This is a genomic window from Streptomyces sp. NPDC088387, from assembly GCF_044753385.1.
In the GTDB taxonomy this organism is placed as follows: domain Bacteria; phylum Actinomycetota; class Actinomycetes; order Streptomycetales; family Streptomycetaceae; genus Streptomyces.
Map to the genome: position 1 here is coordinate 180,881 of NZ_JBIVNC010000016.1, position 13,749 is coordinate 194,629.

At 71.0% G+C, this 13,749-nt stretch carries 10 protein-coding genes; 4 read left to right on the top strand and 6 right to left on the bottom strand.

The genetic code is table 11. The annotated features are described in order from the left end of the window. Nucleotides 1-18: 18 nt before the first annotated feature. Together ACIQAC_RS33780 and ACIQAC_RS33785 are read right to left on the bottom strand one after the other, a co-directional pair. A complete protein-coding gene (locus ACIQAC_RS33780) occupies nt 19-843 on the bottom strand; it encodes a CPBP family intramembrane glutamic endopeptidase (RefSeq protein WP_402197951.1) in 825 nt (274 codons plus the stop codon). A 92-nt stretch (nt 844-935) separates the two neighbouring features. After that, nucleotides 936-2,453: a glutamate--cysteine ligase gene (locus ACIQAC_RS33785; protein ID WP_402197953.1), complete on the bottom strand. Its 1,518-nt coding sequence runs from the start codon at nt 2,451-2,453 to the stop codon at nt 936-938. A gap of 561 nt (nt 2,454-3,014) precedes the next feature. On the opposite strand from ACIQAC_RS33785, the gene ACIQAC_RS33790 reads away from it, so the two are divergent. The 4 genes from ACIQAC_RS33790 (at nt 3,015) to ACIQAC_RS33805 (ending at nt 5,963) form a co-directional block, all read left to right on the top strand. Next, nucleotides 3,015-3,599: a hypothetical protein gene (locus ACIQAC_RS33790; RefSeq protein WP_402197956.1), complete on the top strand. Its 585-nt coding sequence runs from the start codon at nt 3,015-3,017 to the stop codon at nt 3,597-3,599. Nucleotides 3,600-4,074: 475 nt separating this feature from the next. After that, a complete protein-coding gene (locus ACIQAC_RS33795) occupies nt 4,075-4,269 on the top strand; it encodes a DUF5999 family protein (RefSeq protein WP_402197959.1) in 195 nt (64 codons plus the stop codon). A gap of 280 nt (nt 4,270-4,549) precedes the next feature. Next, the gene (locus ACIQAC_RS33800; protein WP_402197961.1) at nt 4,550-5,104 is read left to right on the top strand and encodes a universal stress protein; all 555 of its coding nucleotides are present in this window, start codon (nt 4,550-4,552) and stop codon (nt 5,102-5,104) included. A 52-nt stretch (nt 5,105-5,156) separates the two neighbouring features. Further along, entirely contained in the window at nt 5,157-5,963 is an 807-nt protein-coding gene (locus ACIQAC_RS33805; protein WP_402197963.1) for an SDR family NAD(P)-dependent oxidoreductase, read from the top strand. 85 nt (nt 5,964-6,048) lie between these two features. Here the strand turns inward: ACIQAC_RS33805 and ACIQAC_RS33810 are convergent, their stop codons facing one another. From ACIQAC_RS33810 to ACIQAC_RS33825, 4 genes are all read right to left on the bottom strand, one after another. Continuing rightward, nucleotides 6,049-9,030: a glycoside hydrolase family 2 TIM barrel-domain containing protein gene (locus ACIQAC_RS33810; protein WP_402197966.1), complete on the bottom strand. Its 2,982-nt coding sequence runs from the start codon at nt 9,028-9,030 to the stop codon at nt 6,049-6,051. A gap of 67 nt (nt 9,031-9,097) precedes the next feature. Next, complete coding sequence (locus ACIQAC_RS33815; protein WP_402197969.1) at nt 9,098-11,893, bottom strand: alpha-mannosidase; 2,796 nt, start codon at nt 11,891-11,893, stop codon at nt 9,098-9,100. A 41-nt stretch (nt 11,894-11,934) separates the two neighbouring features. Next, entirely contained in the window at nt 11,935-12,741 is an 807-nt protein-coding gene (locus ACIQAC_RS33820) for a carbohydrate ABC transporter permease (protein WP_402198031.1), read from the bottom strand. A 47-nt stretch (nt 12,742-12,788) separates the two neighbouring features. Then, nucleotides 12,789-13,745, bottom strand: a complete 957-nt coding sequence (locus tag ACIQAC_RS33825) for a carbohydrate ABC transporter permease (protein WP_402197970.1) — start codon at nt 13,743-13,745, stop codon at nt 12,789-12,791. Nucleotides 13,746-13,749 lie beyond the last annotated feature (4 nt).

Below are 13,749 nucleotides of genomic sequence, written 5' to 3' on the forward strand. Positions count from 1 at the left end.
GCCGTCGCACGGCTCGCGTCACGCCGTCGGCAGCCACCCCACCTTCCCCGCCAGCAGCGCGTATCCGACGAACGCCCCGATGTCGAGGAGGGAGTGGGCCACGACGAGCGGGCCCACGCGGCCCCAGCGCCGGTACAGGTAGACGAAGACGAGGCCCATCGCCATGTTGCCGACGAAGCCGCCGATGCCCTGGTAGAGGTGGTACGAGCCGCGCAGCACGGAACTGGCCGCCATCGAGGCGTTCGCGGACCAGCCCAGCTGGTCGAGCCGGCGCAGCAGATAGCCGACGACGATGACCTCTTCGAGGACCGAGTTCTGGATGGCCGAGAGGATCAGGACGGGGTACTTCCACCAGACGTCGGGCAGGTCCTCCGGCACCACGGTGAGGTTGAAGCCGAGGCCCCGGGCGGCGAGGTAGAAGGCGATGCCGGTGCTGCCGATCACCGCGGCGATCACGGCACCGCGTCCGAGGTCGGGCCAGGGGCGGCTGCGGTCGAAGCCGAGGCTGCGCAGGCTGCCGCCCTCGCGCAGCAGAAGGTGCGCGACCAGCGCGACCGGTACGAGCGCGGTGCTGATCCCGAACAGCTGCCAGGCCAGGTCCAGCCAGGGGCGGCCGGGCGCGGCCGAGGAGTTGAGGGTGGCCGCCTGGTCCTTCAGACCGCCGGGCCTGGTGACCGAGCCGATGAAGCTGATGAGCGCGGATACCCCGCTGGCGCCCAGCGACAGGGCGAGGACCAGCAGTGTCTCGTTGCGCAGGGTCCCCCGCGAGAGCCGCTCCTCCGGCTGAGCCCCGGCCGCCGGACTGTCCTCCGCCTGCACACGTTCCTCCCGTGGTCGTGTCATGGGAGATCACAGCTTGCCCCATGAACCTGAGGAACGGCTGCCCCGGGTCACCCCGGGGCCCCGGCGGCGCCCTGAGTGTCGGCCCGCCGGTGTCAGCCCGTCGGCGCCGGCTCCGGCAGCCCGACCGGCCAGGTGTGCACCGGCTCGCCGATCCGGTTGAGCTCGCAGTAGCGGCGGGTGGTGGCGGCGAAGGCGGCGTCCCGTGGCATCCCGGCCTCCAGCCCCCGGTGGAAGGTCGCGACCTGCCAGGACGCCCCGTTGACCCGGCGCCGGCAGCGCTCCTCGATGACACCGAGGTAGAAGTCCCGGTCGGCCGCCTCGATGCCCCACGCGTCGAGACCGGCGGCGGCGAGCGGCAGGAGTTCGTCGCGTACGAGGCTCACCGCGTCGACCTCGACCGTCCCGCCGTACCGTCCGCGCCGGGGCCAGCGGAAGCGGGCCTCGATGCCGTGGCGGCAGGCGGCGTCGAAGTTGGCGGCGGCCGCCTCGAAGGGCAGCCGGGTCCAGATCGGCCGGGACTCCTCGGCGAGGGCGCGCACCAGACCGTAGTAGAAGGCGGCGTTGGCGAGGACGTCGGTGACGGTGGGTCCGGCGGGCAGCACGCGGTTCTCGACGCGCAGATGCGGGACGCCGTCGGCGATGCCGTAGACGGGGCGGTTCCAGCGGTAGACGGTCCCGTTGTGCAGGACGAGTTCGGAGAGTTTGGGGATGCCGCCCGCGTCGAGCACCTCCAGCGGCTCCTCGTCGTCGCAGATCGGCAGGATCGCGGGGAAGTAGCGCGCGTTCTCCTCGAAGAGGTCGTACGCGGAGGAGATCCAGCGTTCGCCGAACCAGGTGCGCGGCCGTACGCCCTGGGCCCGCAGCTCCGCCGGGCGGGTGTCCGTGGACTGGAGGAAGAGCGGCGGCCGGGACTCGCGCCACAGCTCACGGCCGAACAGGAACGGCGAGTTGGCGCCGACGGCGATCTGCGGCCCGCAGGCGACCTGCGCCGCGTTCCACACGTCGGCGAACCGGGCCGGTGTGACCTGGAGATGCAGCTGTACGGAGGTGCAGGCGGCCTCCGGCGCGATCGACCGGGAGGTGCACACCAGGTGCTCCACCCCCTCGATGTCGAGGGTGAAGTCCTCGCCGCGGGCGGCGACGATCTGGTCGTTGAGCAGGGTGTAGCGGTCCACCTCGGAGAGGTTGGAGGAGACCAGGTCGTCCCGGTCCAGGGTCGGCAGAATACCGATCATCACGATTCCGGCATCGACCTCCCGGGATTTACGGTCCGCGTACGCCAGTGACGTGCGGACCTCCTCGGCAAGCCGGTCGAAAACTTGCCCCGCCAAGCGGTGGGGGGCGATGTTGACTTCCAGGTTGAACATGGCGAGTTCTGTTTGGAAATCCCGGCTCGCGATCCGTTCCAGGACTTGCGCGTTCAACATTCTCGGCTGCCCGTCGGCACCGACGAGATTCAATTCGATCTCCAGCCCCATCAGGTTCTTGGGGCGGTCGAACCGCTTCTCCGCCAGAAGTCGCTCCAGGCCCGTGAGGCACCTCCGGAGCTTGTCCCGGTAGCTGTGCCGATCGGACAGACCGATCCCGCCTGCCACGACCTTCTCCCCCATGTAAGCGTCCTTCCTCGCATGGGCGGACCGAACCCACGGCCGCCGGCCTCCGGGTCAGGGTGGATGATGCCCAGCCCGGGCGATCCATAACGCCGCGCCGCGAACCCCGCTCCCGCTACTCTGGTCATCTCGGCCGTGGTGACCGGCGGCACATTCCGCGGGCAACCGGCATATGCGGTTTCAACAACCTCAGGAACTCGTGAAAAACACCGATGGGAATTGGCCCACCACACGACGAACACATCCCGAGGTCATCGCCGCCGCACCGCCGGGAAAACGGGATGTACAGCCCGTATCCGCGACCGAAACGGCCCTTGTCCCTGTGCCCGGAAACGGCTAGCCGAAACACCGCCGGAACAGTGGTCGTATAAACTCCGCGAGCAAGGCAGAAGGCTGGCGCCAGCGGTCCCCGGGATCCCGCGGTCGACTCGACGTGTACGGGTTCCCACCCACGTCCCCCGTGCCGGACCCCGACCCCCGCCTCTCTGGCCTCGTGAGCAGACAGCGCCGTCCGCCCCCGCCCTCGCGCCACCATGCCTGTCGAATGAGAGGCGACCCACCATGCCGCTGCATGTCCCGCCGGCTCCCGCACCAGCCCTTCGTACCGTCCTGACGGCCCTCGGTTCTCCGACCGCGGTCCGCGAGGCCCGAACCCCCTCCCTGCGCACCGCCGAGGGACCCGTGACCGCCGAACTACCGCTGCCCGTCCATGTCCTGGACCGGGTCACGGCACCCGGCGAGTCCACCACCCGCCTGGCCGGCTGGCGGTTCCTGATCCACAGCGCCGGTCGTGCCGTGGCCGCGGCCGACACCATGCTGACCGCCGACGGCTGGGCGTTCTCCCGCTTCTTCGAGGGCCCCTACGTCGCCGCCACCGAGCGCGCCCTGCGGCAGGCCGAGTCCCTCCCGGGGGCGTACCAGCCGCGACTGCTCTCCGTACCCAGCCTCTACATGCTGACGCTCTGGCTGCACGGCGACCGCGGCGCCGACGCGGCGGCCGGCCACCCCGCCGCCACCGACCTGCTGGTGCCGCTCGCGCCCGCGCCACCCGGCATCGCGGCCCACCGTCCGCACCGGGTCGCCGAGTTGCTCCCGGTGCTGACCCACCGGGCCACTCGAATTCCCTTGCTGGGCTCGCCCGCCTGATCCCTTTTCGGCGTCCCGGCACGCCTCTGCCCCCTTTCGGCACACCGGAGACCCGTTTCACGTGCGCGCCGCACCATTCCGTACCCCGCCACCGAAATACGGTGGCGGGGTACGGCGCTTTTCACAGCCACCACTCGTGCCCGCACGAGCGCATTCACAGCAACCTGCACGCTCGTACGAGCGAATTAATGCTCGTACGAGCCTTTCCCGGTGCCCGACCGGGCGGACTAGCCCCATCCGGCCAGCACGAACCACCCAAAAGGGCAGTGAAGTTGAACTGAACCGTCCGGCCGGGTGATGCGTCCTCAACCTGTGAGAAGCGGTGCTGCTAAATCCCTGCGGATTGACGCCCGTGGGGCAACACTGGGTTCGGACCGACTAATCACAACGGGGGGCGGCCATGAACGACGCTTCAAGCCGCGGTACAGACAACTCAGCCACCACTCACCTCACGACAGAGCGAAAGATCCCCACAATGTGCCAGCACAAGCCACCGTGCCCGTCAGCCGACTCCGCCGACCGGGAATCCGCCCGCCTCATGGCGCACCACCCGGAACAGGGCTGGAGCCTGCTGTGCAACGGCATCCTGCTGTTCGAGGACACCGGTGAGCTCCTGCCCGACGGCCGGATCATCGCGCCGCACCGCCCCCTGGTGGTGTCGGCGGCCTGAGCCGGACCGGGCGGACCCGACCACCGCCCGGAGACATGAGGGGCCGGAACGCGTACGCGCTTCGGCCCCGACGCGCTTTCCGGGACAGTAACTGTGTGTAGTCGCGCGGTGGTGTGTGGTCAGCGCGGCGGGCGGGGCGCCGGACGACCGCTAGAGGTGCGCCAAGAAGCGGCTCGCGGACTGTTCGAGGGACCCTGGGCGGGAGTGAGATGGGACGTGCCCGCGAAAGGGCCGTCGGCGGGCGCGGGGCCCGCCGCCGTGAGGGACGAACGGTGGCGCGATGTCCGGTCCGAGCCTCTCAGCCGGCCAGCGGGTCGTGGTGGGGGTGAGCGGTTCCCTGGGGAGTCTCACCGCTCTGTGCCGTGCGGCGGACGAGGCCCGGCGCCGCGACGCCGAACTCTGGCCGGTCCTGGCCTGGGAACCGCCCGGCGGTGAGCTGGGCACCCGCCGCTCCCCCGCGCCCTGCGTCCTGCTCGACGAGTGGCGGCGGCTGGCCGCGGACCGTCTGCTGACCGCGCTGCACGACGCCTTCGGTGACCGGGGACCCGGCGTCCCGATGAACGCGCTCGTGGCCCGCGGCCTCCCCGGCACGGCCCTCGTACGGACGGCCGACCGCGAGAACGACGTCCTGGTCGTGGGCGCGGGCCGGCGCAGCCACTGGCACCGGGCGTTCTCCCGCTCGGTCGGCCGCTACTGCCTGACCCACGCCACCTGCCCGGTCCTCGCGATCCCGCCGTCACCGCTGGAGGCACAACTCGCCGCGGTGCGCCGCCGCAACGCATGGGGGCTACGACTGGACGCCGGCCGCCTGAGCAGTGGCGCCGGCGGGGACTGAAGCCCCGGCAGTCTCCCGGCCCGGCGCCGACCTCTCGACGTATGCTCGCCCGATGACCGATCAGAAGATCACACAGGGGAGCCACGAAGGCCTGTTGGCGGGCCGGGTGGCGATGATCACGGGTGCGTCGAGCGGTATCGGCGAGGCCGCCGCACGGCTGTTCGCGCAAGAGGGCGCCGCCGTCGTCCTGATGGCGCGCCGCAAGGACCGGCTGCACACCCTCGCCGAGGAGATCACCGGCGCGGGCGGCCGGGCACTGGCCGTGCCGGGCGACGTCACACGCTCCGACGACGTGCGCCAGGTCGTCGAGGCGGCCGTGGAGCACTTCGGCAGCCTCGACTGCGCCTTCAACAACGCCGGTTACGCCACCGTGGAGGCGTCGCTCCACGAGACCGACGACGAGGTCTACGACCACACCATGGACGTCAACGTCCGGGGCGTCTGGAACTGCATGAAGCACCAGCTGCCCGTCATGCTGGCGTCGGGCAGGGGCGGTTCCATCGTCAACACCAGCAGTACGGCGGGCCGTTACGCGACGGGCGCGTCCGTGCCCTACGTCGCCGCCAAGCATGCCGTCCTCGGCATCACCCGAGCCTCGGCGGCCGAGTACGGGGACAAGGGCATCCGCGTGAACGCGCTGGTGGTCGGCACGACCCGCAGCGAGATGATCGACGGTGCCGTACGGCAGTTCCCGCATCTGGAGCAGGCGTTCATCGCCCCGCAGATCCAGAAGCGGATGGCGGAGCCGCGGGAGATCGCGGAGGCGGCGGCCTGGCTGTGCAGCCCCCGCGCGTCCTTCGTCACCGGTGTGGCGATGCCGGTCGACGGAGGAATCTCGGCCCAGGCAAAGGCCGGCTGACCCATATCCCCCGTAGCCGTGGGCACGGCGGCACCCTGACACGCCGGGCTGCGTCGCGCGAGCGCCCCGCAGCCCGGCGTTCACGTCATCGACCGGCCCCCGCTATCCGCAGCCGGATCGTCCGCGCCTCCGGCCGCAGCGCGAACTCCGGCCACACGTCCGGCCCGCAGGCCCGGGACCCCAGCCCGTGCTGCGCCGCGTCGACGATCAGATGACTGGTCGTCGAGCCGGGCAGCTCGAACGGGTGCCGGGCCCCGGCGATCTCCTGAGGCGTGTGGCGACCGAGCGTGAACCCGGGCCGCCGCCCCTGCGTGTCGGGCAGCGCGGTGATCCGCAGCACCCGCTCCGCGCCACTGGTCAGCGTCACGTGGCGCAGCCCGGAGCGGTGCCCGGTCTCCTGGGGGCGCGCGTAGTCGACCGCGAGGTCGCCGACGGCCGCCGCGAACTGGCCGGTGCGTGCCGCGTGGAGACTGTCCGGGTAGGACTCGAACGGGCCCAGGCCGAACCACTCGGCGCCGTCGACCGGCGCCGTGCCGTCGGGCAGGGCGAAGTGGACGCCGATCCTGGGCCAGACGGTCCGCCAGCCGCTCGACGGCTCGATCTCCACCCGCAGTTCGAGTTCGCCGTCCTCGACCGTCCACAAGGTCTCGACCGTGACGGACAGGGCGGAGTGCGCGGCGGAGACCTTGTCGACGGTACGCAGCGCGTCCGCCGCCTGCTCGACCGTGACCCGCCGTGCCGTGAGCCGGTCGAGGCCCTGGCGCCGCCACAGGTCGGCGGCGGAGACCCCGGCGACGCTGTCGTCGCTGCCCTCGGTGTTGTCCCCCGGCCCCTCGTCGTTGTCGGTCGGGGCGCGGAACAGCTCCAGGCGCGGTCCGGTCACCGCGCGCCCGGCGAGCCGGGTCAGCGACCCGCCCGTGAACTCGGCGATGCCGAGGGCCAGCGTGCCGTCGGCGGGCCGCCAGTCGGTGCGCGGACGGACCCGTGGGACCGGGCGCGGATCCGAGTGGTCGTGCTGGACGGTCGCGACGACATGCCCCTCGGCCGCCCAGGCGGTGCCTTCGGCGAGTACGGCGTCGACCGTGAGCCAGGTCTCGGCGTCCGGGGCCACCGTGACCCGGGGCAGCGTCACCCAGCCCGACTCGCCGGCCGAGACGACGGGGACGTCCAGTTCGCCCGAGTCCACGGCCACCCCGTTGTGCTCGACCCGCCAATGGAACCGCAGGTCCGAGGTGTCGGCCGAGTGCCTCAGGTTGGTGATCGCGGCCTTCTCGCCGTCGAACTCGAAGCGGACCGGCTGTGCGACCGCCTTGTACTCGTGGAGGCTGGGCGTGGGCACGTCGTCGCTGAGCAGCATGCCGTCCATGACGAAGTTGCCGTCGTGCACGACCTCGCCGAAGTCGCCGCCGTAGGCGTGGTACGGCGTTCCGTCGGGGGCCGTGGTCAGGATGCCGTGGTCACGCCACTCCCAGACGAAGCCGCCGTGCAGCCGCGGGTACCGGTGCACGAGTTCCTCGTACTGGTCGAACGCGCCCGGTCCGTTGCCCATGGCGTGGGCGTACTCGCAGAGCAGGAACGGCTTGCCGCGCTGGCGGGCGCTCTGCGCGGGTGTGCAGTCCAGCAGGGTGGTCGTCGGGTCGTCGGTGCCGATCCGCTCGGTCTCCGGGATCGTCGGGTACATACGGGAGTAGACGTCGGTGTACTCGCCCGTGTGGTCGCCCTCGTAGTGCACGGGGCGTTCGGCGTCGCGGGCGTGGACCCATGCCGACATCGCGGCGAGGTTGGCGCCGGTGCCCGCCTCGTTGCCGAGCGACCAGATGACGATGCTGGGGTGGTTCTTGTCCCGCTCGACCGTGCGCTGGATGCGGTCGAGGTAGGCGGGGCGCCACGCCGGGTCGTCGCTGGGGTTGCCGACCCAGTCCACCTGGTCGAAGCCGTGGGTCTCCAGGTCGCATTCCAGGATCACCCAGAAGCCGAGTTCGTCGGCGAGGTCGAGGAGCCGTGGGTGCGGGGGGTAGTGGCTGGTGCGGATCGCGTTGACGTTGAACCGCTTCATCCGGGCGAGGTCCTCGCGGGCGTGGCGCTCGTCGAAGACCCGGCCGCGCTCGGGGTGTGCCTCGTGGCGGTTCACACCGTGGAAGACGACTCGGCGGCCGTTGACGAGGAACTGGTCGCCGCGGATCTCGACCGTGCGGAAGCCGACCCGCAGGGTGACGGTCTCCGTGGCGGAGGACACCGTGGCCTCGTACAGGCGCGGTCGTTCGGCGGACCAGGGTTCGGCGCCGGTCACGTCGAACGGGGTGACCTCGGCGGCCGTGGTCCAGACCCGCTCGACGCCGAGTTCGGGGATCCGCAGGGTGACGGGGAAGGCCGTGGCGTCGGCGGTGACCTCGGGGTCGACGCTGCCCTGTCCGGCGGTGTATCCGGTCCTGAGCCAGACGTCCTCGATGCCGCCTGCGGGGCGGGCGAGCAGGGTGACGTCACGGAAGATCCCGGGGAGCCACCACTGGTCCTGGTCCTCGACATAGCTGGCCGCGGACCACTGGTGGACCCGGACCGCGACGACGTTGTCACCGGGACGCACGGCGTCCGTCACGTCGAACTCGTGGGCGAGCCGGCTGCCGGCGGCGGTGCCGATCTCCGTGCCGTTGACCCACACCTTGAAGAGCGACTCGACGCCGTCGAACCGCAGCACGATCCGCTCGGCCTCGGGCCGGCCGTCGGGCAGGGCGAAGTGCCGGCGGTAGTCGCCGGTGGGGTTCTCGTCCGGGACGTGCGGCGGGTCGATCGGGAACGGGTACTGGATGTTGGTGTAGATGGGCCGGCCGTAGGCGCCGTCGCCTTCCAGCACCCAGTGCGAGGGGACCGGGATGGTGTCCCAGCCGTCGTCGGTGAAGTCCTCGGCCGCGAAGTCCGCCGCCACCGACGCCGTGGGGGACAGCCGGAACCGCCAGGGGCCGTTGAGGGAGAGGGAACCGGCGTCGGAGTGCAGCCACGAGCGCGCCGGGCGCACTGCGCCGCGCGCCGGTGCCGGGTCCGAAACATGTGCGGAGAGCTCGGAGAGCAAGAGGTCACGTCTTTCTTCGTGGGGGCTCAGTGGACGTCGCCCGTGCCGTGCCGGGGGTGGGGGTCGGTCACGGCCGGTCCGTACGGTCCGTGGGGCGCCGCCTGAGCACGACCGTGCGGATCTCCCAGGGGGCGAGGTCGAGTGCGAGACCGTCCTCGGCCGGTGCGGTGGACAGGGGGCGGCCGAGCAGGTCGACGGTGGTGGCCTCGGTGAAGGCGCCCGTCAGCCGGGCGGTCGTTGCGGTGTCGCTCATCGCGACCAGCCGAACCTCGACGCCGCCGACGCCGTCGACGCCCTCGACACCGTCGCCCGCCTCGGCGGGGACTCGGCGGACGCTGGAGACGAAGACGTCCTTGCCGTCGACCCGCACACCGCTCTCGTCGGCCGGCAGGGCGCCCGCGGCGGGCGCGGTACCGCGCGTGACGAGTACGTCGTTGCGGAACTCCTCGGCGAGGGCGACCGCGTCGGCGTCCTGCCAGCCGGTCGCCGACGGCAGGACGGCGAGCCGGTTCTCGATGCGCATACCGAGGTCCTGCGCGCCCGGGGCGGGGATCTCGCTCGCCGCGGGCTCGTCGCGCAGGGGGTGGATGTTGACGCTGATCGAGCCGATCGCGCGCAGCAGGGTGAGGGCCAGCGCCGAGCCGTCGTCGACGAGTTCGTACTCGCTGGAGTGGTCGAGGAGCACGGTGGCCGGCCCGGCCGTCACGAAGGTGCTCGCCGGGAAGGTGGGAAGCGGGTACTCGCCCCAGCCGCCCTCCGCCGTCAGTCCGCGCTCGGTGACGGCGAACTGGCCGGCGGACGCGGACGTGGTCACGGGCCGGGGCAGCGGCACGTGGAAGCGCAGCCGGTGGTCGGCGGACCGGTTCAGGAAGGACGTGGAGATCCGTACGAAGGGCTCGCCCGTGCGCAGTTCGACCAGCGTCTCCACCGGGGTCGGGACGGTGGTGTCGCCGCGTACGTCACGGTCGGCGGCGAGCGCCTCGGGCCACTCGTAGACACGGGTGACGCGCAGCCGGGAGCGCAGTGGGCCCTTCTCCAGGAGTTCGACGGTGACCAGGGTCGGCTCGGAGACGAGTACGTCACCGGCGGGCGGCGCGTAGTTGTAGCTGTCGCCCCGGTCACCGCCGTCGACGAGCCGGCCCACGCCCGGCAGGACGGTGCCGTCCGCGCCGGTCACGGTCAGGGTGCCGTCGTCGGCGACCACGACCTCGACCAGGCCGTTCGACAGGGCGTCCGCCGACGGCATCACGGTGGCCGTGGCCGGTGCGAGCTCCGGCGCGGGAACGGCGGTCTCGCCGGCGGCCGACACCCGGACGCTGGTCAGGCCGGAGGCGGGCACCCTTACGGGTACGAGCGCGGTGGCGCGTGCCTCGGCCAGTGTCCGTACCTGCCACTCCCCCGGGTGCGCGGCCGCCGCGGCGGCGACCTCGCGACGCAGGATCAGCAGGTCGAACGGTCCTTCGGCGGGCACCTCGGCGAGGTGGAAAACCAGGGAGCCCGGCGTGAGTTCGTAGCGGTCGATCAGCAGCCCGAACAGCTCACGGCGGTGGATGCGGCGCAGTACCCGTTCGAGCTGCGAGGCGTCCATCCGCTCGTCGCTGAGGACGGTCGGGTCCTCGGAGATCAGCTGGACGGGGTGGATCGAGCCGTCGGCGGCAGTGGCGACGAGCGCGGTCCCCGTCTGCGGGGCGACGACATCCACCTCGACCAGAGCCGTGCGCGCGAAGGGCAGCGGGTTGGCCACCAGGTAGGCGTCGCTCGGCACCCGGGCGGCGGGCTCGGCGAGCGCCGCGTCCCGTACGGCGCGGGCCGTCTGCGCGGCCTCGGCGAGGCGCGCCGCGACCTGGTCGCAGGTCTCGTCGGTGCCGGAGCCGACCACGGAGTCGTGCGCGGTCGACTCGATGATCTTGTGCCAGGCGAGGGCGAGGAAGTTCGAGTCGTCGCGCCCCGACCAGAGCGCGTTGACCCGCTCGGCGTGGTCGACGGTCCGCTCGGCGAGGGCCATCCGCTGCTTGAGCCCGAGCCGTACGGACAGCACACCCGGCAGGATGTTGCCCCGCACATGGCTGCGCAGCTCACCGGTGACGACGGAGGTCACCTCGTCGCGCACGTGTCCCCGGATGTACTCGTCGAGTGTCGCGACGGTGATGGGCAGTTCGGCGCCGGACGCCTTGCGGAGCCAGGCGGCGAGCTGCGGGTCGGGCGCGTTGTGGTCGGTGCCCGCCATGGCGAGTACGGGATCGCCGCCCCACCGCTCGGCGGTCATCTGCGCGTAGTCGCCCAGGGCGCGGCCGATCTGGTCGGGCACCAGCAGGACGTCCAGACCGTTGTCGTAGCCGTCGAAGAGGAACTCCGTACGGACTTCGGAGCCGTCGGGGGCGCGCCAGTTGAAGGCGTGTCCCTCGACCGAGCCGGGCACCCCGCGCCACAGTGCGGCGTGCTCGATCCCGGCGCGGGCCAGGATCTGCGGCATCTGCGCGACGTGGCCGAACATGTCCGGCAGATAGCCGACGGGCATGGCGCCGCCGAGCCGTTCCGCCGCCGCCCACCCCATCCGGAGGTTGCGCACGATGGTCTCGCCGGAGCACAGGAACTCGTCGAGCAGGATCAGCCACGGGCCGATCGCGAGCCGGCCCTCGCGGACCAGGGCCACGACCCGTTCGGTGTTCTCCGGACGCATCTCCAGGTAGTCCTCGACCGCGGCCATCTGGCCGTCGACGGTGAACCGGAAGTCGGGGTTCGCCTCCGCCGTCTCCAGGACGGTGTCGAGAGCGGTCACGAGCCGGTGCCGGAAGACCTGGAACGGCTCGTACCACTCCCGGTCCCAGTGGAAGTGGGGGACGAATACTGCGGAGTTGGGCATGGCGGGGCGGACCTTCTGTACGGGGTGGGGGGCGGAGGCGGTCACTTGAGGGAGCCGGCGGCGAGCCCGGTGCGCCAGAACCGCTGGAGAACGATGAACAGGATGATCACGGGCACGATCGACACCAGCGAGCCCATGATCACGGACTCCTGGAGGAGCGGGGTGCGGGCGGTCTGCCCGTTCCAGGTGAACAGGCCCAGCGTGATCGGGAAGAGCTCTTCCTTCTGGAGCATCACCATCGGGAGGAAGAAGTTGTTCCAGATGCCGACGAACTGGAACAGGAAGATGGTCACCAGCGCCGGGGACATCAGCCTGATCGACACCGAGAAGAACGTGCGGAACTCGCCGGCGCCGTCGAGGCGCGCGGACTCGATGAGTTCCTGCGGTACGGCGGCGTTCGCGAAGATCCGCGCGAGATAGACACCGAACGGGCTGACGATGCTCGGCAGGAAGACCGCGAAGTAGGTGTTGACGAGCCCGACTTCGGAGAACAGCAGGAACAGCGGCAGAGCGAGCGCGGTGCTGGGGACCAGCACACCGCCGAGGATCACCGAGAACAGGAACTCCCGGCCGCGGAAGCGGAACTTGGCGAGCGCGTAGCCGCACAGCGCCGAGATCAGGGTGCCCACGGCCGCGCCCAGCACCGCGTAGACGACGGTGTTGAGGATCCAGCGGGCGAAGATGCCGTCGTTGAAGGTGAACAGGGTGTGCAGGTTGTCGAAGAGCTGGAAGTTGGAGAACTTCAGGCCGCTGGTGGAGGCGAGATCGCCCTGCGGTTTGGTCGCCGCGACGATCAGGAAGTACAGCGGCAGCAGGAAGTAGATCGCGAGTACGAGCATCAGGGCCATGACGGCCGTACGACTCACACGGCTTTCCTGCGAAGGGGGTCGATTGCTCACAGTCCCGCCCTCTTGGAGGTCAGTCGCATGAACCCGAAGCTCAAGACGAACGTGATGACGGCGATGACCACCGAAATGGCCGCGGCCTGCTGGTAGTTGTTCCCGACGGCCACGGTGTACGCGAGCATGTTCGGGGTGAACGTGCTGGAGATGTTCGAGGAGATCTGGCGCAGCACGGCGGGCTCGGAGTAGAGCTGGAGGGTGCCGATGATCGAGAACACCGTCGTCATGACGATCGACGGGGCGATGATCGGGACCTTGATGCGCCAGGCGATGGCCCAGTTGCTGGCCCCGTCGATCCGCGCGGCCTCGTAGAGCTCCTGTGGGATGGACTGCAACGCCGAGAACATGATCAGCATGTTGTAGCCGGTCCACAGCCAGGTCGACACGTTCGCCGCCGACCACAGCACGGCACCCGGGCCGAGGAAGTCCGGCTTCAGTCCGATGCCGTTCAACAGGTCGACGACCGGGCTGAGTTGGGGCGAGTAGAGATACGACCACATGATCGCGGCGATGACGCCGGGCACCGCGTACGGCATAAACGCGGCGGTGCGGAAGAACCCCTTGAGCTTCAGCAGATGGGTGTCGAGGAGCAGGGCCATGATCAGCGCGGTGAACAGCATGACGGGCACCTGCACGATGCCGAACATGCCGATGCGGCCGATGCTGGCCCAGAACTCGTCGTTCTGGAACACCTCGACGTACTGCTCGAAGCCGCCGAACGTCGTGTACGAGGTGCCGTACTGTCCGCCGGAGCGGCGGACCACGCGGAAGCTCTGCCAGAGCGCGTAGCCGACGGGCACCAGGTAGAAGAGGACGAACGGCAGGAAGAACGGCGTCAGGAACGCGACGATGGTGCCGGCCCGGGGGCCGCTGCCGTCCAGACGTGGACGGCGGCGGCCCCGGGGCGGTGGTGACACCGCGTCGGTGGGGCGGGTGGCGATGTCGGTCATCTTC